The following is a 17,820-nucleotide window of genomic DNA, read 5'->3' on the forward strand; positions in this document are numbered from 1 at the left end:
CGTACACTTGTACGCCGAACAAGTCCGATCAGCCATTTTCTGCGGAAATTTGCACCGATGGGCTCACATCGTTAAGATCGTGCCACTGCCTGTCGGACGAGTAACTTACGTGAAACAAAACGCTATACAACCCGCCAACCTCGAATTCAACGCTGAGGGTACACCTGTTTCCCGAGATTTTGATGACGTCTATTTTTCTAATGATAACGGACTGGAAGAAACCCGTTATGTTTTCCTTGAAGGAAACCACCTCAGCGCCCGTTTTCCCGCGCATCCGCGCAGCCTGTTTGTGGTGGCGGAGAGCGGATTTGGCACCGGGCTAAATTTTCTGACCCTCTGGCAGGCGTTCGATCGTTTTCATGCCGCGAGCCCCGAGGCTACGCTCCAAAGATTACATTTCGTCAGTTTTGAAAAGTTTCCGCTGACCGCGCACGACCTGCGGCTTGCGCATCAGCGCTGGCCGGAGCTGGCGCCGTGGGCAGAGCAGCTCCAGGCCCAGTGGCCGCCCGCTATCGGCGGCTGTCATCGTCTGATTCTGGACGGCGGGCGCGTCACGCTGGACTTATGGCTGGGCGACATCAACGAGCTGACCGATACGCTCGACGACTCGATGAATCAGAAGGTAGATGCCTGGTTCCTGGACGGTTTCGCGCCCGCCAAAAACCCGGACATGTGGAGCCAGCATCTGTTTATGGCAATGGCGCGTCTCGCACGCCCTGGCGCGACGCTTGCCACCTTTACGTCTGCTGGCTTTGTTCGTCGCGGGCTGCAGGAGGCGGGCTTTACCATGCGCAAGACCAAAGGTTTTGGCCGCAAGCGCGACATGCTGGTAGGCGTAATGGAGAATACGCTGTCGATCCCCGTTCAGGCGCCCTGGTTTGCCCGCAGCGCCAGCGCGTCGCGCGAGGTCGCGATAATCGGCGGCGGAATTGCCAGCGCCCTGCTCTCGCTTGCGCTTCTGCATCGTGGCTGGCAGGTGACGCTTTACTGCGAAGACGACGCACCGGCAAAAGGGGCCTCGGGTAACCGCCAGGGAGCGCTCTATCCCCTTCTGAGCGCGCACGATCCGGCCCTGTTCCAGTTTTTCCCGGCGGCGTTCACCTTCGCCCGTCGTTTGTATGACGCCCTTCCGGCCACATTCGCCCACGACTGGTGCGGCGTAACGCAGCTCGGCTGGGATGAGAAGAGCCAGCAAAAAATTACGCAGATGCTGTCGCTGGGTCTGCCGGAGGCGATCGCCCACGCGGTGGCTGCGCGGCAGGTAGCTGCAACCGCTGGCGTTGACACCGGCTGCGGCGGTATTCACTATCCGCTCGGCGGCTGGCTGTGTCCCGCTGAACTGACCGCTGCGGCGCTCACCCTTGCGCAATCGCGCGGTCTGGTCGTGCATTATTCGCGCAAGGTTGACTCCCTTAGCCGATCCGAGCGCTGGAATCTGACATTTGCCGATGGAGGAGAGTCCCGGCATGCCAGCGTCGTATTGGCAAACGGGCATAGCATCAGCCAGTTCATTCAGACGGCATCACTCCCGGTTTATCCGGTCGGCGGCCAGGTCAGCCATGTCCCTACCGCGCCGGAGCTGGGCAAACTGCGCCAGGTGCTCTGCTACGACGGCTATCTGACGCCGCAAAATCCGTCTAACGGACACCACTGCATCGGCGCAAGCTACCGCCGCGGCGAAGCGGAGATGCGCTATAGCGACGCGGACCAGCAGCAAAACCGCCAGCGCCTGATCGACTGTTTCCCGGATGCGGCATGGGCAAAAGAGGTGGATGTCAGCGCTGGGGAGGCGCGCTGCGGCGTGCGCTGTGCGACGCGCGACCATCTGCCAATGGCAGGAAACGTGCCGGACTACGAAGCCACGCTCGAAGCCTATCGCGATCTTGCAGACAACAAAGAAACGGCGGCAAGTGCACCCGTTTACGCCGAGCTGTTTATGCTGGGCGGGCTGGGCTCGCGCGGATTATGTTCTGCACCGCTGCTGGCGGAAGTGTTAGCCGCGCAGATGAGCGACGAGCCGATTCCGCTGGACCGGGTTACGCTCGCGGGACTCAACCCGAATCGATTGTGGGTACGGAAACTGCTGAAGGGGAAGAAGGTTAAGTAGGGTGCGGCTGGCGCCCTCACCCTAACCCTCTTCCACAGGGAGAGGGGATATTCGTAGGCCCGGTAAGCGCAGCGCCACCGGGCGAAAAGCAATGACTTAGCGTTTAGCCTGCTGGAACAAAGTGTCCCACATGCCCAGCACCAGTGACTGGTCGCGCGGAGAGAGCTCCCCGGCCAGAATGGCTTTCTCGAGGCTGCGGGTCACTTCAGCGTGCACGGCGTCGGCAGAGTGATCGTCACCCGCTTCCAGCTCGGCTACCGCGAGCGTCAGGTGACCGCGCAGATAACCGCTGGCGAACAGCTCATCATCACTGGCGTGTTCCACCATGTCATCAATTAACGCCAGAATGCGCGATTCAAATTCTGCGATCATCTTCTTTCCTCTGTTAAATATCTTCCGGCCACGGGAAGCATTCCGCCGTGATCTCCGGCGTGTGGTAATAATTCTGCAAAGCCTTGATAAAGCGCGCCGGACGTTCCGGGATGCCCTTCTCAAGATATTCCATCACCTGCGCGTGCACGCGGCGCTGGAAAACGATACGGTCTGGCTCAAAGTCGCCTTCGAGGTTGTCGCAGCTGACGTTGAACGGATAACCCGCCGCTACGCAGAACAGCCAGTCGAATGCCTGGGGTTTCACCTCCACGTCTTCGAACTTGCCCTGCGTCGCGGCATCACGCCCGTCCGGGCAGTACCAGTAACCAAAGTCCACCAGCTCGCGACGCGCTTTTCCGGCGATGCACCAGTGCGAGATCTCGTGCAATCCGCTGGCGTAAAAGCCGTGCGCGAAGACGATTCGGTTGTACGGTACCTCGGCATCAGCGGGAAGATAGATCGGTTCGTCGTCGCCTTTAATCAGACGGGTATTAAAATCATCAGCAAAGCAGCCGTCAAAAATCTCAATTAGCTGTTCGTAGTTATGCGTACTGTTCATTAGTTCATCCCCAACCAGGTGAGGATCTCCTGTCCATGGCTGTCATAAAGAAGTTTGGCGCTCATCACCGCTGAGACGATAACAATCATCGGGCGGATCAGCTTTTGCCCCTTGCTCAATACCAGACGCGAGCCCGCGCGCGCGCCCAAAAACTGTCCTGCCATCATCACAAAACCGGTGGCCCAGATGACCTTACCGCCAATGATAAACAGCAGCAGGCCGCCAACGTTAGACGTGGCGTTGAGCACCTTGGCGTGGGCGGTGGATTTGGCGAGGTTAAACCCGGCCAGCGTCACGAACGCCAGCGCGTAAAACGATCCCGCACCCGGGCCAAAGAAACCGTCGTAAAAACCGACGCAGCCACCGGCAATCAGCGCGAACGGCAGGCCGTGCAGCCGGCGCTGGCGGTCTTCTTCGCCGAGCTTCGGCATCAGCAAAAAGTAGAGGCCAATACAGATAACCAAAATAGGCAGGATCTGGCGCAATATATCGGACTGCACGTGCTGGACCAGCAGCGCGCCGGAGGTGGAGCCGATAAAGGTCATCAGAATATTCAGCTTCTGATCGGCAAGATTCACCACCTTGCGGCGAATGAAGTAGAGAGACGCGGAAAGCGACCCTCCGCAGGCCTGAAGCTTGTTGGTGGCAAGCGCCTGGGCAGGGCTCATCCCCACCGCCAGCAGTGCCGGAACGGTCAGCAAACCGCCCCCACCCGCCAGGGCATCGATAAAACCGGCTAACATCGCAACAAAAAACAGTGCCGCCAGCATCCACGGCGACACCATAAACAGATCGACGAAATTATCCATTAAAGTACATGCTCATCCAGTAGCGCCTGGCAGGAAGGCGGCAGCGGAGGCGGTGTCTTCTTCTCAGGCTTAGAGGTTCCAGGCTTAGCCGGTTCAAACCAGCTTTGCAGCTCATAGCCGCAGCCATCGCCAGGCGGTGGTAACGGCTGATCTTCACATTCAAGACTGTTGGCCGGACAGCGCAGACGGACGTGCATGTGTGCACGATGCTGGAACCACGGGCGCACTTTACGCAGCCAGTCGCGATCGGTTCCCGCATCCAGGCAGAGCTGCTGCTTGATGGCCGGATTGACGAAAATCCGCGTGACGTCGTTATCCTCTGCCGCCAGCTTGATCATGCTGGAAACCTCCCGCGTCCAGAGCGAAGGCACCACGCGCTTACCGTCGCGAGCGACCAGATCCAGCGCCTGCGGCTTCAGCAGCTGTGCTGAACTCCAGCGCGCTTTCGGCAGCTGCAGGAAGATATCCACGTCCAGTCCGGTCTGATGGCTGGCGTGCCCGCCGTTGAAGCGGCCCCCGGCAGGCATACCCATATCGCCAATCAGCATCGTCCCCAGCCCCAGGTTATGCACCTGATTACCCAGACGCTGAATAAATAGCACCAGGTCCGGGTGACCAAAGTAGCGACGCTGGTCGGTGCGCATCACCTGATAGGTGTCCGACTGCAGCGGAAGCTCCTGCGCCCCGACGATACAGCCGTTAGAGAACGCGCCGATGGACTGCGCGCTCCCCGCCACCGGATGGGTGATTTTTTGCCACGGCGTGGCGGCCAGACTGGCTCCACTGGCGAGCAGCGCCAGCAGAGCAATTGCGGTTTTTTTCATGTTTACCAGCGTGGAATGGTGGTCGTCACATCCGCATTCTGCGCGCGCTGGCGCAGGAAGTGATCCATCAGCACGATCGCCAGCATCGCTTCTGCGATCGGCACCGCGCGGATCCCCACGCACGGATCGTGACGTCCTTTGGTGATCATCTCAACTTCGTCGCCATCGCGGTTAATCGTGTGGCCCGGCACGGTGATGCTGGAGGTTGGCTTCAGCGCGATGTTGGCAATAATCTGCTGCCCGCTGCTGATCCCGCCCAGGATGCCGCCCGCGTGGTTGCTCTGGAAGCCCGCTTTCGTGATTTCGTCACGATTCTGGCTGCCGCGAAGCTGAACCACGTCAAAGCCGTCGCCAATCTCTACGCCCTTCACCGCGTTGATGCTCATCAGCGCGTGGGCGATGTCGGCGTCGAGACGGTCAAATACCGGCTCGCCCCAGCCCGCCGGGACGCCGTCGGCCACCACGGTCACTTTCGCACCGATGGAGTCGCCCTCTTTTTTCAGGCCGCGCATCAGCTCGTCCAGCGCGTCAATTTTGTCAGCATCGGCGCAGAAGAAGGGGTTTTGTTCAACCAGATCCCAGTCTTTGATCGCCAGCGGAATGTCGCCCATCTGGGTCAGGCAGCCGCGAATAACGATGCCAAATTTTTGCTGCAGGTATTTCTTGGCAATCGCCCCTGCCGCCACGCGCATTGCGGTTTCACGCGCGGAAGAACGCCCGCCGCCGCGATAGTCGCGAAAGCCGTACTTCTGTTCGTAGGTGTAGTCGGCGTGGCCCGGACGGAAGACGTCTTTGATGGCGCCGTAGTCCTGGGAGCGCTGATCGGTATTTTCAATCAGCAGACCAATGCTGGTCCCGGTGGTGCGGCCTTCAAACACGCCGGAGAGAATTTTAACCTGGTCCGGCTCGCGACGCTGCGTGGTGTAGCGAGAGGTCCCAGGGCGACGACGGTCAAGGTCGTGCTGTAAATCGGCTTCGGTCAGCTCGATGCCCGGCGGCACGCCGTCCACGATGCAGCCCAGCGCCAGCCCGTGCGACTCACCGAAGGTGGTCACGCGGAATAATTGTCCAATACTGTTTCCTGCCATCACGGCTCCGCTGTTGTTGTTTGTGTTTGAGCGTTGTGAAACGGGCCGAAGCCCGCTGGATTAATCTTTATAGATGCTGAAGTGTTCGCGCGCGTCGAGAAGCTGCGCTTTGGTCAGCATAAAGACGCCGTCACCGCCGTTGTCGAACTCAAGCCAGGTGAACGGCACATCCGGGTACTGCTCTATCAGATGTACCATGCTGTTGCCCACTTCACAAATCAGAACGCCGTCGTCGGTCAGGTAATCCGGCGCGCAGGCCAGAATACGGCGGGTGAGCTTCAGGCCGTCGGAACCCGACGCCAGACCCAGCTCCGGCTCGTGACGATATTCGTTTGGCAGATCGGACATGTCTTCCGCATCAACGTACGGCGGGTTGGTGACGATCAGATCGTACTGCAGCGTAGGCAGGTCGCGGAACAGGTCGGAACGGATCGGCGTCACGTGATGGATCAGGCCATGTTCTTCAATGTTGTGCTCGGTCACCGCCAGCGCGTCTGTAGAAATATCGACCGCGTCCACCTCTGCTTCCGGGAAGGCATATGCGCAGGCAATCGCGATGCAGCCGCTGCCGGTACACATATCGAGGATGTGCTGCGGCTGATGGTTAATCAAACCGTCGAACTGGTTGTTGATCAGCTCACCAATCGGCGAGCGCGGCACCAGCACGCGTTCATCAACGTAGAATTCGTGGCCGCAAAACCAGGCCTTGTTGGTCAGGTAGGCGACCGGAATGCGCTCGTTCACGCGGCGGATCACGCGCTCAACGATGCGGTGTTTTTCGCTGGAGGTCAGGCGCGCGCTGCGCATGTCTTCCGGAATGTCCAGCGGCAGGTACAGAGACGGCAGCACCAGCTGAACGGCCTCATCCCACGGGTTGTCGGTGCCGTGACCGTACCAGATATTGGCGGCTCTGAAGCGGCTAACCGACCAGCGCAACATGTCCTGTATGGTATGCAGCTCGTTTACTGCTTCATCGACAAAAATTTTATCCACTCTTTCCTCCAGGGCATGCTCGCATAATTTTCGGCGGCTAGTTTGCCACGAAGACGCCGATAAATCAGCAATGACGCGTACCGCTTGAGGTTAAAAAATGCGTTTAGTCAGGTACACTATTGGAAATAAGAGATGAGACAGACCAATGAAAAAGAAAACCACGCTCAGCGAGGAGGATCAGGCGCTCTTCCAGCAGCTTATGACCGGCACCCGTCAAATCAAGCAGGACACCATCGTCCACCGCCCGCTGCGCAAGAAAATCACCGAAGTGCCGGTGAAACGGCTTCTGCAGGAACAGGCGGATAACAGCCACTATTTTTCAGATGAATTTCAGCCGCTGCTGAACACGCAGGGAGCCGTGAAGTACGTGCGCGAAGACGTCAGCCACTTTGAACTGAAAAAATTACGCCGCGGGGATTATTCGCCGGAGCTGTTTCTTGATTTGCACGGGTTAACCCAAATGCAGGCCAAACAGGAGCTGGGGGCGTTAATTGCCGCCTGCCGCCGCGAGCATGTTTTTTGCGCCTGCGTGATGCACGGCCACGGTAAACATATTCTTAAGCAACAAACGCCGCTCTGGCTGGCCCAGCATCCGCACGTGATGGCTTTTCATCAGGCACCCAAAGAGTACGGCGGAGATGCCGCATTGCTGGTGTTGGTTGAGGTAGAAGAGTGGCAGCCGCCAGAGTTACCCTGACAGCATGGCGGGAAGCACGTTTTGCCCCCCGCCATATCGCACGTCACGTCAGATAGCTTTAGCCATCTTCAGGTTGCACGGACTCATTTGCCAGTTGAAGACCCCTTTGCCGGTTTCGTCGAGGGTGACGTTGGCAATGGCAGAGGTCGTGAACATCGGCGGCGTTTCGCCTGGGCACAGCTCAGATACCAGATAGCCGACCAGCGGCAGGTGGGAAATGACCAGTGCGGAAGCGACACCTTCGTTGCACAGCGCCTGAAGATAGGCACTGACAAGGCCGACATCGCCACACGGCGTGAGTTCAGGGAGAACGTCCACGCCGGATGGCAGGTTCATACACTCCCCTACCACATCCAGCGTCTGTTCTGCACGCAGGAACGGACTCACCAGAACGCGTTCGATATCCACTTTTTGACCTTTAAGCCAGGTGGCCATCTGACGAGATTCGTCACAGCCACAGACGGTCAAAGGACGTACTGAGTCACTGGCGGCATCGAGTGCCGCGTCGCCGTGACGCATGATAAAAACTTGCATATTGCACCGCTTTTGTTAACCAGAATCACCGGCGTTGACTACCCGCAATGAATGCTCTGAGGTAGAAAACCCGATGGCCGGGCATTGTGCCTGATCCATTCGGTGAATGAAACGCTGTTTTTTACCTCAATGGCGTAAGTATAGTCAATCTCTGTTTACAATTTCGCCAGAACAGGTTCCATAACCTCAGGATTTACCCTTCTTTGACTTCAGTTTACGAAATCAGTTTCCCTTGCGGGCCAGAATGTCTGACCCCGTTCCGCCCTCTGCAATAATTCGTCACAGGGTGTAAACCGTGAACCGTATTGCGCGGCAAGACGTTGCAAAATGGCAACCACTTCACCCGCCCCGAGGGTATCCATATACCGGAACGGACCGCCAAGGAACGGCGGGAAACCAATACCAAACACGGCGCCGATGTCGCCGTCGCGTGCGTTTTTGATCACCTGCTCACCAAAGCAGCGCGCCGCTTCGTTAAGCATCATCATGACGCAGCGTTCAGCACACTGAACTGCCGACAGTTTTCCCTGACCGGCTACCGGAATAAGCCCATAAACCGAAGGGTCGACCTGTTTCTTGCTTTTACGCCCTTTTGCCGCGTAAAGATAGAAACCGCGTTCATTTTTTCTGCCTTTGCGATCGTCCTTCAAAATTGCGGAAACAATGTTTGCAGGCGGCGCAAAACGATCGCCATAAGCCGCTTCCAGCACAGGTATAATTTTAGTGCCGGTGTCTATTCCTACCTCATCCAAAAGTTGGATTGGCCCCACGGGAAAACCAAACTTTACCAGCGCCTCATCGACGTGCTCGATCTTCTCCCCTTCCGTCAGCAGCCGCATGGCTTCGTTGATATAGGGGGCCAGTATGCGGTTGACGTAGAAGCCTGCTTTGTCCGCCACCACGATCGGTGTCTTACCCTGTTTTTTGGCCAGTTTCACCACGGTGGCGACGGTTTGCGGGCTGGTCGTCGCGTGAGGAATAACCTCTACCAGCGGCATTTTCTCCACCGGGCTAAAGAAGTGCAGGCCTATCACCTGTTCTGGCCGCACGGCTTTCGCCGCGATATCGCCAATCGGCAATGACGAGGTGTTTGAGGCAAAAATCGTGTGCGGCGCGCAGTGCTGCTCGACCTCCGCAACCATCTGCTGCTTGAGCGCGAGATCCTCAAATACCGCTTCAATCACCAGATCGCGATGTGCAAAACCGCTGTAGTCCGTCGTGCCCGTGATCGTCGCCAGGGTTTTATCACGCTCGCTGGCCTTGATATGGCGGCGCTTGACCTTCCGATCAAGGTTTTGCCAGCTGTACTGCAGCGCGTGGTTGATTCCCTTAGGATTAATGTCTTTGATACGCACCGGCAATTTGCCCTTACTGGCGGTGACGAAGGCTATCCCACCGCCCATCAGCCCGCCCCCCAGCACGCCGACGGCATGCAGCGGCGCAGGTTCCGCGTCGCTGCCGGGATCTTTTTTCACTTCGGTACTGGCAAAGAAAATACTGCGCAGCGCCTGCGACTGCGGCGTCATTGCCAGCTCGCCAAAGGCTTTTGCTTCTGCGGCATAGCCGCTGCTGCTGCCCTGCGACAGGCCGGTTTCAATGACCTCCAGAATGCGTTTTGCCGCCGGATAGTTACCTCTGGTTTTTTGTTCGGTTTTTTTGCCGACCATGCTGAACAGCAGCGCCCGCCCCAGCGGTCCGGCAAGGACGCGCTCCCGCACCGGCAGAGGGCGTCTTGTCTGACGTCCCTTCAGCGCCCGCTCAACGGCGGCTTCAAGTAAGATCGCGTGTGGAACAACCTCGTCAACCAGACCCGCCTTCAGCGCCTGACGGGGGCGCAGCTGCTTACCGGTTAAGATCATCTCCAGCGCGGTGCTAACGCCCACCAGGCGCGGCAGGCGCTGTGTTCCCCCCGATCCCGGCAACAGGCCTAACTGCACTTCCGGCAGGCCCAGAACGGTTTTTGCATCGTCGGTACAGATGCGGCTATGGCAGGCCAGCGCCAGCTCAAGGCCGCCGCCCAGACAGGCACCGTGAATAGCGGCGACAACCGGGATCGACAGCGCGTGGATCTCGGCCATCACCTGCTGCCCCTGACGCGCCAGCTCTTCGGCTTCCTGTGCGCTTTGCGCGCGGGCGATCATGTTGATATCCGCCCCGGCAATAAAGTTGTCCGGCTTGGCCGAAATAAACACCAGACCACGAATGGCTTTGTTTTCGCGGATCTGCTTGAGCATCGCGCGCACCTGAACGCCGAACTCGGCCTTCAGGGTATTCATCTTTTCATCAGGTACATCAATGGTCATAACGGCGACGTTATCGAGGCGAACCGTCAGGTTAAATGCAGATGTCATTTCCATTATTCCGCCTCCAGAACCATTGCCGCGCCCAGCCCACCCGCCGCACAGGCGGTGACAAGTCCAAAACCGCCGCCTCGGCGACGCAGCTCATGTAAGGTTTGCGTAATCATACGCGCGCCGGTCGCCGCGAACGGATGGCCGTAGGCAATTGAGCCGCCCAGCACGTTGAATTTGCTTTGATCCACTTCGCCGGTTGCATGCGCACGCCCCAGCACATCGCGGGCAAAACGTTCGCTGCGCAGCAGCTGCACGTTGGCCAGCGTTTGCGCGGCAAAGGCTTCATGCATATCGATCAGCGTTAAGTCTGCAAGCGTCAGCCCCGCGCGATCCAGCGCCAGCGGCGTAGACCAGGCCGGTCCCAGCAGCATGTCTTGCCAGACATCAATAGCGGTGAAGGCATAGCTGCGCAGATACCCCAGAGGCTTAATCCCTAATTCTTTGGCGCGGGACTCCGTCATCAGGATCACCGCAGCAGCCCCATCGGTCAACGGCGTGCTGTTGGCCGCCGTCACGGTGCCGTGCTTGCGGTCAAACGCCGGGCGCAGTTTGGCGTAGTCCGCCAGCGTTGAGGCGCCGCGAATATTGTTGTCTTCTGAGAGCGGTTCACGATAGGGCGGGATATAGGCGGTCATGACCTCGTCGGTCAGTTTACCTTCCGACCAGGCTTTTGCCGCAAGCTGGTGCGAACGGTGCGCCAGCGCGTCCTGCTGCTCGCGGGTGATGCCATAGGTTTTCGCCATCTGCTCGGCGGTGTCGCCCATGCGCAGGCCGGTGGAGTATTCGGCTACGGCGGGAGGAACAGGCAAAAGGTCGCGCAGGCGAAGGCGAGAGAAGAGCTTGAGCTTCGCACCGGTGGTGCGGGCTTTATTGGCATCCACCAGGATGCGCGCCAGCTTCTTGCTCACACCGATAGGCAGTACCGAGGAGGAGTCGGCCCCGCCGGCAATCCCGGCACGAATAGTGCCTGCCATCAGGCTCTCGGCAACGTTAGCCACCGCCTGGAAACTGGTGGCGCATGCGCGGCTGACGCTGTAGGCATCGGTATGCACATTCATTCCCGTCCCGAGCACGATTTCACGCGCAATGTTGGGCGCTTCCGGCATTTGTACCACCTGGCCGAAAACCAGCTGTTCAATGACCTCAGCGGGAATTTCGCTGCGCGCCAGCATCTCCCCTACCACCATCTTCCCAAGTTCGACAGCCGGTATACCGTGAAACGCTGTCGCCTGACGCGCAAACGGCGTGCGAAGCCCGCTGACAATAGCAATGCGGTCACCCTGGCGGGTGATAAGCGGTAATGCCTGACTCATAACGCTCCCCTGTAAAATTTTGCGCAAACATAAAGTGGTCTGACCTGATAACAGTCTTAACCATTTTTTTACATTCAGCCAATCGGGGAAACGAAAAAGTGCGAGCTAAGGCACAGAGAAGAAAAAGAAAATGCCACGAGGTAAAAGCAAAACGGTAACCCGTAGGTTACCGTTTTTAGTGTTTGCCCCTCTCCCGTGGGAGAGGGTCGGGGTGAGGGCACCAGACTGCAGAAATTAACGCAGGCCTAACTGGAAAATCAACGTTTCAGCTTCGCAGGCGAAGACAAAGTCGATGTCCAGCTGCACGCCGCCTTCCACTTCCGTGAAGGTGGACTTGATGTCACACGGATCGGATTCGACATCGCGCGCGCGTTTGCTCAGCGCGGCCAGCGTTTCTTCTGCTTCAGCACGGTTAGGGAACACACGGCTGTAAGAGGCGGTGCAATCGGTGTTGTCCATGATGGTGCCAACATCCATACAGCAGCAAACCGGGGTTTCATCAGCACTGCATTTACTCATAGCTCAATTTCCTCTGTATTCGCGCACGGCGCGAGATAAACACGATGCTGATATTTTACGCCCCCGCGCAGGCAGCCTCCAGCCGTTAATGACGCAAAATGGGATAAGTGACCGATATCACACTAAAAAATGATCTAAAACAAAAATCGCCCTTTTGGATGAGTAGCGATGGTCACAATTTTGCCAACCAGATCTCGTTTCAAGAAACATGTTTGAAAATATTAATAAACAAACTTGCAACATTCTAGCTGGTCAGACCTATACTCACGCCACTGGTCTGATTTGTATGTATTACCGCAGACCCTACACTTCGCGCTCCTGTTACGGTATGTAACAATTATTGAATAAAAATAACTCAATGAGGTTATGGTCATGAGCCAGAAAACCCTGTTCAAAAAGACTGCATTAGCAGTTGCAGTGGCAATCGTCTCAACGTCCGCCTGGTCAGCGGGCTTCCAGCTTAACGAATTTTCTTCCTCTGGCCTTGGCCGTGCGTATTCCGGGGAAGGTGCAATCGCAGATGATGCAGGTAACGTAAGTCGTAACCCTGCGCTGATCACCATGTTTGACCGTCCAACGTTCTCTATCGGTGCTGTTTATATTGACCCGGACGTGAACGTGACGGGTAAATCAGCCTTAACCGGACAAAGCGCCAACCAGGATAACATCGCGCCAAGCGCATGGGTTCCTAACATGCACTTTGTGATGCCAATTAACGATCAGTTTGGCTGGGGTGCATCCGTAACCTCTAACTACGGTCTGGCAACCGAGTTTGGCAATAATTACGAAGCCGGCATTTATGGCGGTAAAACCGATCTGCAAACCGTTAACCTGAACCTGAGCGGTGCCTATCGCCTGGACAGCAACTGGAGCTTCGGTCTGGGCTTCGATGCGGTTTACGCGAAAGCCAAAATCGAGCGCTACGCGGGTTCTCTGGGGCCAATTCTGGCGGGCCAGCTCTCGGGCCGTGTTCCTCCATCGTATCTGGATGGGATCAGCTCGCCTGACGACCAGATTGCGCACCTGAAGGGCGATGAATGGGGCTTCGGCTGGAACGCGGGTATCCTGTATGAGTTGAATAAAGACAACCGCTGGGGCTTGACCTATCGCTCAGAAGTGAAAATTGACTTTGACGGCGACTATAAGAGCTCCATCAACCCGAACCTGAGCACCATTCTGGGGAATATGGGTCTGGCAGGTCTTCCGGCTGGTACCGGCGGCAGAACCGAGAACGGTTCACTGTCTCTGCATTTACCTGAAATGTGGGAAGTGTCCGGCTATAACCGCGTTGCGCCGCAGTGGGCTATCCACTATAGCCTGACCTACACCAGCTGGAGCCAGTTCCAGGAGCTGAAAGCAACCGGCAACAACGGCCAGACGCTGTTCTATAAAGACGAAAGCTTTAAGGACGCCTATCGTATCGCGCTGGGTACTACCTACTACTACGATAAGAACTGGACCTTCCGTACCGGTATCGCATTTGACGATAGCCCGGTTCCGGCTGACAAGCGTTCCATCTCCATTCCGGACCAGGACCGCCTGTGGCTGAGCGCCGGTATGACGTATGCCTTTAACGATGATGCCTCTATCGACGTTGGCGCATCCTATATGCATGGTCAGAACGTGAGCTTCACCGAGGGCGAAGGCCCGGCTGCCTATACCTTCCACTCTGACGGTAAAGCCTGGCTGTTCGGCACCAACTTCAACTACGCGTTCTAATCGCGCAGGAATGAAAAAAGGTGAGCCTCGCTCACCTTTTTTATTTATTCCGAATCGATATCTTTTAATTCATTCTCGATTGCTTTCGCATTCGGATTATCTTCCGGCTTCAGCTTGCCGCCGTTGGCAATAAAGTCATGATTCTGGAAGTAGGCTTCCCGCACCATAATATACGGGTCTGAAGACTGGCGCAGCAGGCCGTCGGAGTCGAGCAGCTGTGCGCGCGTCTCAATGCCTTCAACCGTCCATTTCCCAATAGACAGCGGCCAGGTCAGCCAGGACAGCACCGGATAGAGCGTATCTACCGCATCGCCGCCGTCGTCACGAACAGTGAAGCTGCCGTAGAATGGCAGGTGAACGTAAGGCCCATAGCCAACGCCATAGTGCCCCAGCGTGCTGCCGAAGCGGTGAGGCTGCTCGCGCTGCAGTTTTGGGTTCGCCATGCCTGCAACATCAATGAAGCCGCCCATCCCCAGAATGGTGTTCAGGAAGAAGCGCGTAAAGTGCACCATCCCCTGATACGGGTCGCCCTGCAGGAAGAAGTTGACCATGACGGCAGGCTCTTCCAGGTTGCTGGTAAAGTTGCTCAGCCCGTTACGCGCAGGCTGTGGAACGTAATCACGCCAGGCCACTGCGACCGGCCGGACTACATAAGGGTCCAGCACGTTGTAGTTAAAGCTATACATTGAACGGTTAAATCCTTCGAGAGGATCGGACCGTCCCGTTTGATCTCCAGAGCTGGCGCAGCCCACGAGCATCGTTGCGCCCAGCGCAAGCGCCGACAGCCGAAGTTTCATAAATATCTCCCTGTTCAGTATGGCTATCGTTGATTGCCATCCGTAACGAAGCGCCTGGCGCTCCGTCTGAAAACGTGCAAGTGATTGTAACAGCACGTTTCCCGATGTCTATGAGCACAATTACGGGCAGTAACCACCGTTACTCTAATCTCAGCATAGCCTGGCTTTTAGAATTCGTTTCGTCGGCAATTTTATAATGACTTTGAAAGAGATGTATCACCTTTGTTGCCATTGTCGGCAATTTAAGAGCATCCCCACGGGAATTCCGTTGAAAGCCGCTACGCTTAAAAGAAAGGTCCCTCACCGTGGAGTGGTTATGAAGGAAGTTAACGAAGAAAAAATTGGCGAAGAAAGAGAAATTGAAAGTGAGGAAAAAGACCGGGGAGAAGAGATTGAAATCGACGAAGATCGCCTCCCCTCGCGTGCGATGGCGATTCATGAACATATTCGTCAGGACGGCGAAAAGGAGATGGAACGCGACGCGATGGCGCTGCTATGGTCCGCCGTGGCTGCGGGTTTATCGATGAGCGCGTCACTTCTTGCGAAAGGGATATTCCACGTTCAGCTGGAGGGGGTCCCCGGCGGTTTTCTCCTTGAAAACCTCGGTTACACGTTTGGCTTTATTATCGTCATCATGGCGCGCCAGCAGCTGTTTACCGAAAACACCGTCACCGCCGTGCTGCCGGTAATGCAAAATCCGACCCTCGGTAATTTTGGTTTACTGATGCGCCTGTGGAGCGTGGTGCTGCTGGGAAACCTGATTGGTACGGGCATTGCGGCCTGGGCGTTCGAATATATGCCGATATTCGATGAACCCACCCGGGACGCATTTGTGAAAATCGGTATGGACGTAATGAAGAATACGCCCGTAGAGATGTTCTCGAATGCGATCATCTCCGGCTGGATCATCGCCACTATGGTGTGGATGTTTCCGTCAGCGGGAAGCGCAAAGATCGTGGTAATTATACTGATGACCTGGCTTATTGCGTTAGGGGATACAACGCATATCGTTGTCGGTACCGTTGAAATTCTGTATCTGGTGTTTAACGGCACGCTTCACTGGAGCGACTTCTTCTGGCCATTTGCCCTGCCAACGCTCGCCGGTAACATCTGCGGCGGTACCTTTATCTTTGCATTATTGAGCCATGCCCAAATCCGCAACGATATGTCGAACAAGCGCAAGGCTGAGCTAAAGGCACAGGAAGAGAATGATAAATCTGCAAAAAAATCGGCCTGAATGGTGACTCTTTGAGCAGTCAGGCGGCAATGCGCTTAACGCAAAGTGTAAATAAGGCTATACTCGTGCCGCCTCGTCCCCTTAGTTAAATGGATATAACGAGCCCCTCCTAAGGGCTAGTTGCAGGTTCGATTCCTGCAGGGGACACTTATTGCAACGTCTTCAACAGCCCCATATCACCCCTTCAGGCGGCTTAAATGAAACAAATTACCCTTCAGGATTTGCAGCAACAAAGCGAAGCTGCGGCGACGTCCCCGCGCCTGCGCGCTCACCGTAATTTCCACCCTGAACTGAGCGATCCCGTTCAACGCCTGGCCATTGCGATGGAGCCGGGAACCTATGTCCGCCCTCATCGCCATCCGCACACCTTTGAACTGCTGCTTCCGCTGCGCGGACGCTTTGTGGTGTTGAATTTTAACGATGAAGGGATCGTAACCCGTCGCGTCGTGCTCGGCGAAACGTGTATGGCGCTGGAGATGGAAGCGGGAACCTGGCACGCCGTGCTATCGCTCGATCCTGGCGGCGTGATTTTTGAAGTCAAACACGGCGGCTACCAGCCCGTGGCCGGGCATGATTTCGCTGGCTGGGCGCCGGCCGAAGGCGAAGCCGGAACAGCCCAATTGATGGCGTGGTACAAACAGGTACAGCCGGGGGACGCGGCCTACAAGGCCTGATGTCCACTGCATATATCCAGCAACAGGTCTACAGAGAGCCTGTTGCTGATATAAAAACAACAAATTCAATCGCCTTCCTGTCAGCCGCTTTTTTAATCAAAAACGATCGATAGCACATATCGTATAACGGTGCTACATTATGCCGCCCACCAAACGTCAGCAATGGCCAGGCAACGCCGTAAAGATCGGTAAAGCCTGCAACCATGACCTTGTCCTACGGTCTAATTGGCACGTGGTATCGCAATAAGCGGTACTTTTACCGGCTTTACATAGGTTCCACTATTTTGTCTGAATCCTCATTTAAGCGCGCGTTCTTGCACCCGCGTTACTGGTTTACATGGTTTGGTCTTGGCGTGCTTTGGCTGCTGGTACAGCTTCCATATCCCGTTATTCGTATCCTGGGTTCTAAGTTAGGCAGTGCTTCACGCCATTTCCTGAAGCGCCGCGAATCTATTGCCCGTAAAAACCTCGAACTTTGCTTTCCGCAGTACAACGCGGAACAGCGTGAAAAACTGATTGCTGAAAACTTCAAATCCATCGGCATGGCGCTGCTTGAAACCGGGATGGCCTGGTTCTGGCCTGATGAACGCGTCCGCAAATGGTTTGATGTCGAAGGGCTGGAAAACCTGAAGCGTACGCAGGCGCAAAACCGCGGCGTGATGGTTGTCGGCGTCCACTTTATGTCCCTCGAACTGGGTGGACGCGTGATGGGTCTGTGTCAGCCGATGATGGCGACCTACCGTCCGCACAACAGTGCGCTCATGGAGTGGGTACAGACACGCGGCCGCATGCGCTCCAACAAAGCCATGATCAGCCGTAATAACCTGCGCGGCATGGTCGGGGCGCTGAAGAAAGGGGAAGCCGTCTGGTTTGCGCCCGATCAGGATTACGGGCGTAAAGGCAGCAGCTTTGCCCCCTTCTTTGCGGTAAAAGACGTTGCCACTACCAACGGCACCTTCGTCATTTCGCGTCTGTCCGCAGCTGCCATGCTCACCGTGACGATGGTGAGAAAAGCAGATAAGTCCGGCTATCGCCTGCACATTTCTCAGGAAATGGCGAACTATCCGGAAAAAGAATGCGAGGCAGCAGCCTTTATCAATAAAGTGATTGAAACAGAGATTATGCGCGCGCCTGAGCAGTATCTGTGGATGCACCGTCGCTTCAAAACCCGCCCTCTCGGCGAGTCCTCACTCTACGTTTAAGCCATTCCGAAGGTTAGTTTCG

The 17,820-nt window shown here is 56.5% G+C and carries 18 protein-coding genes and 1 tRNA gene; 7 read left to right on the top strand and 12 right to left on the bottom strand.

Going from position 1 to position 17,820, the window contains the following annotated elements; translation table 11 throughout:
* The first annotated feature begins 109 nt into the window (after positions 1–109).
* On the top strand, positions 110–2,107 hold the full coding sequence (mnmC, locus tag VPX56_RS15690; protein ID WP_326467518.1) for a bifunctional tRNA (5-methylaminomethyl-2-thiouridine)(34)-methyltransferase MnmC2/FAD-dependent 5-carboxymethylaminomethyl-2-thiouridine(34) oxidoreductase MnmC1: 1,998 nt from the start codon (positions 110–112) through the stop codon (positions 2,105–2,107).
* 96 nt (positions 2,108–2,203) lie between these two features.
* Here mnmC and VPX56_RS15695 read toward each other — a convergent pair whose 3' ends face one another.
* From VPX56_RS15695 to prmB, 6 genes are read right to left on the bottom strand one after another with little or no spacing between them, the layout of a single operon-like run.
* Positions 2,204–2,479, bottom strand: coding sequence for a YfcL family protein (locus VPX56_RS15695; protein WP_033146100.1), 276 nt, complete (start codon positions 2,477–2,479; stop codon positions 2,204–2,206).
* A gap of 13 nt (positions 2,480–2,492) precedes the next feature.
* Entirely contained in the window at positions 2,493–3,038 is a 546-nt protein-coding gene (locus VPX56_RS15700) for an elongation factor P hydroxylase (protein ID WP_263609820.1), read from the bottom strand.
* Positions 3,038–3,847: a sulfite exporter TauE/SafE family protein gene (locus VPX56_RS15705; RefSeq protein WP_131634830.1), complete on the bottom strand. Its 810-nt coding sequence runs from the start codon at positions 3,845–3,847 to the stop codon at positions 3,038–3,040. The genes VPX56_RS15700 and VPX56_RS15705 overlap by 1 nt, the downstream gene beginning before the upstream one ends.
* Positions 3,847–4,671, bottom strand: coding sequence for a penicillin-insensitive murein endopeptidase (mepA, locus tag VPX56_RS15710; protein ID WP_131634829.1), 825 nt, complete (start codon positions 4,669–4,671; stop codon positions 3,847–3,849). Before mepA ends, VPX56_RS15705 begins: the two co-directional genes overlap by 1 nt.
* A 2-nt stretch (positions 4,672–4,673) precedes the next feature.
* Complete coding sequence (aroC, locus tag VPX56_RS15715; RefSeq protein ID WP_131634828.1) at positions 4,674–5,759, bottom strand: chorismate synthase; 1,086 nt, start codon at positions 5,757–5,759, stop codon at positions 4,674–4,676.
* A gap of 60 nt (positions 5,760–5,819) precedes the next feature.
* Complete coding sequence (gene prmB, locus VPX56_RS15720; protein WP_326467523.1) at positions 5,820–6,752, bottom strand: 50S ribosomal protein L3 N(5)-glutamine methyltransferase; 933 nt, start codon at positions 6,750–6,752, stop codon at positions 5,820–5,822.
* Positions 6,753–6,897: 145 nt separating this feature from the next.
* On the opposite strand from prmB, the gene smrB reads away from it, so the two are divergent.
* Positions 6,898–7,449 (top strand): endonuclease SmrB, encoded by a 552-nt coding sequence (smrB, locus tag VPX56_RS15725; protein ID WP_326467525.1) that lies wholly within the window; start codon positions 6,898–6,900, stop codon positions 7,447–7,449.
* Positions 7,450–7,497: 48 nt separating this feature from the next.
* Here the strand turns inward: smrB and sixA are convergent, their stop codons facing one another.
* From sixA to VPX56_RS15745, 4 genes are all read right to left on the bottom strand, one after another.
* A complete protein-coding gene (gene sixA / locus VPX56_RS15730; protein ID WP_119937133.1) occupies positions 7,498–7,983 on the bottom strand; it encodes a phosphohistidine phosphatase SixA in 486 nt (161 codons plus the stop codon).
* Between the two features lie 209 nt (positions 7,984–8,192).
* Entirely contained in the window at positions 8,193–10,340 is a 2,148-nt protein-coding gene (gene fadJ / locus VPX56_RS15735; RefSeq protein WP_131634825.1) for a fatty acid oxidation complex subunit alpha FadJ, read from the bottom strand.
* Positions 10,340–11,650 carry an acetyl-CoA C-acyltransferase FadI gene (gene fadI, locus VPX56_RS15740; RefSeq protein WP_326467529.1) on the bottom strand — a complete coding sequence of 437 codons (1,311 nt, stop codon included), beginning with the start codon at positions 11,648–11,650 and terminating at the stop codon, positions 10,340–10,342. The genes fadJ and fadI overlap by 1 nt, the downstream gene beginning before the upstream one ends.
* A 234-nt stretch (positions 11,651–11,884) precedes the next feature.
* A complete protein-coding gene (locus tag VPX56_RS15745) occupies positions 11,885–12,169 on the bottom strand; it encodes a YfcZ/YiiS family protein (protein WP_131634823.1) in 285 nt (94 codons plus the stop codon).
* Positions 12,170–12,541: 372 nt separating this feature from the next.
* Here VPX56_RS15745 and fadL point away from each other — a divergent pair, with 372 nt between their 5' ends.
* Complete coding sequence (gene fadL / locus VPX56_RS15750; RefSeq protein WP_131634822.1) at positions 12,542–13,888, top strand: long-chain fatty acid transporter FadL; 1,347 nt, start codon at positions 12,542–12,544, stop codon at positions 13,886–13,888.
* Positions 13,889–13,932: 44 nt separating this feature from the next.
* Here fadL and mlaA read toward each other — a convergent pair whose 3' ends face one another.
* Entirely contained in the window at positions 13,933–14,685 is a 753-nt protein-coding gene (mlaA, locus tag VPX56_RS15755) for a phospholipid-binding lipoprotein MlaA (protein ID WP_131634821.1), read from the bottom strand.
* A gap of 316 nt (positions 14,686–15,001) precedes the next feature.
* Between mlaA and VPX56_RS15760 the strand changes: the two genes are divergently transcribed.
* The 3 genes from VPX56_RS15760 (at position 15,002) to VPX56_RS15770 (ending at position 16,596) form a co-directional block, all read left to right on the top strand.
* Positions 15,002–15,922, top strand: coding sequence for a formate/nitrite transporter family protein (locus VPX56_RS15760; RefSeq protein ID WP_131634820.1), 921 nt, complete (start codon positions 15,002–15,004; stop codon positions 15,920–15,922).
* A gap of 75 nt (positions 15,923–15,997) precedes the next feature.
* Positions 15,998–16,069: transfer RNA gene (locus VPX56_RS15765), tRNA-Arg, on the top strand.
* Positions 16,070–16,119: 50 nt separating this feature from the next.
* Complete coding sequence (locus VPX56_RS15770) at positions 16,120–16,596, top strand: WbuC family cupin fold metalloprotein (protein ID WP_263609812.1); 477 nt, start codon at positions 16,120–16,122, stop codon at positions 16,594–16,596.
* Between the two features lie 28 nt (positions 16,597–16,624).
* On the opposite strand, the gene VPX56_RS15775 is transcribed toward VPX56_RS15770, so the two are convergent.
* Positions 16,625–16,801: a hypothetical protein gene (locus tag VPX56_RS15775; RefSeq protein ID WP_326467536.1), complete on the bottom strand. Its 177-nt coding sequence runs from the start codon at positions 16,799–16,801 to the stop codon at positions 16,625–16,627.
* A gap of 79 nt (positions 16,802–16,880) precedes the next feature.
* Here VPX56_RS15775 and lpxP point away from each other — a divergent pair, with 79 nt between their 5' ends.
* Complete coding sequence (gene lpxP / locus VPX56_RS15780) at positions 16,881–17,798, top strand: kdo(2)-lipid IV(A) palmitoleoyltransferase (protein ID WP_407655044.1); 918 nt, start codon at positions 16,881–16,883, stop codon at positions 17,796–17,798.
* The last annotated feature ends 22 nt before the right edge of the window (positions 17,799–17,820 follow it).

This window comes from Enterobacter wuhouensis (assembly GCF_035835995.1).
Taxonomy (GTDB): Bacteria; Pseudomonadota; Gammaproteobacteria; order Enterobacterales; family Enterobacteriaceae; genus Enterobacter; species Enterobacter wuhouensis.

What these genes read in the sequence shown, in the direction of transcription:
- sixA (WP_119937133.1), bottom strand. Translation starts at nt 7,983, where the DNA reads ATGCAAGTTTTTATCATGCGTCACGGCGACGCGGCACTCGATGCCGCC.
- fadJ (WP_131634825.1), bottom strand. Translation starts at nt 10,340, where the DNA reads ATGGAAATGACATCTGCATTTAACCTGACGGTTCGCCTCGATAACGTC.
- smrB (WP_326467525.1), top strand. Translation starts at nt 6,898, where the DNA reads ATGAAAAAGAAAACCACGCTCAGCGAGGAGGATCAGGCGCTCTTCCAG.
- VPX56_RS15770 (WP_263609812.1), top strand. Translation starts at nt 16,120, where the DNA reads ATGAAACAAATTACCCTTCAGGATTTGCAGCAACAAAGCGAAGCTGCG.
- VPX56_RS15745 (WP_131634823.1), bottom strand. Translation starts at nt 12,169, where the DNA reads ATGAGTAAATGCAGTGCTGATGAAACCCCGGTTTGCTGCTGTATGGAT.
- VPX56_RS15775 (WP_326467536.1), bottom strand. Translation starts at nt 16,801, where the DNA reads ATGGTTGCAGGCTTTACCGATCTTTACGGCGTTGCCTGGCCATTGCTG.
- VPX56_RS15760 (WP_131634820.1), top strand. Translation starts at nt 15,002, where the DNA reads ATGAAGGAAGTTAACGAAGAAAAAATTGGCGAAGAAAGAGAAATTGAA.
- VPX56_RS15700 (WP_263609820.1), bottom strand. Translation starts at nt 3,038, where the DNA reads ATGAACAGTACGCATAACTACGAACAGCTAATTGAGATTTTTGACGGC.
- aroC (WP_131634828.1), bottom strand. Translation starts at nt 5,759, where the DNA reads ATGGCAGGAAACAGTATTGGACAATTATTCCGCGTGACCACCTTCGGT.
- mlaA (WP_131634821.1), bottom strand. Translation starts at nt 14,685, where the DNA reads ATGAAACTTCGGCTGTCGGCGCTTGCGCTGGGCGCAACGATGCTCGTG.
- fadI (WP_326467529.1), bottom strand. Translation starts at nt 11,650, where the DNA reads ATGAGTCAGGCATTACCGCTTATCACCCGCCAGGGTGACCGCATTGCT.
- VPX56_RS15705 (WP_131634830.1), bottom strand. Translation starts at nt 3,847, where the DNA reads ATGGATAATTTCGTCGATCTGTTTATGGTGTCGCCGTGGATGCTGGCG.
- mepA (WP_131634829.1), bottom strand. Translation starts at nt 4,671, where the DNA reads ATGAAAAAAACCGCAATTGCTCTGCTGGCGCTGCTCGCCAGTGGAGCC.
- VPX56_RS15695 (WP_033146100.1), bottom strand. Translation starts at nt 2,479, where the DNA reads ATGATCGCAGAATTTGAATCGCGCATTCTGGCGTTAATTGATGACATG.
- fadL (WP_131634822.1), top strand. Translation starts at nt 12,542, where the DNA reads ATGAGCCAGAAAACCCTGTTCAAAAAGACTGCATTAGCAGTTGCAGTG.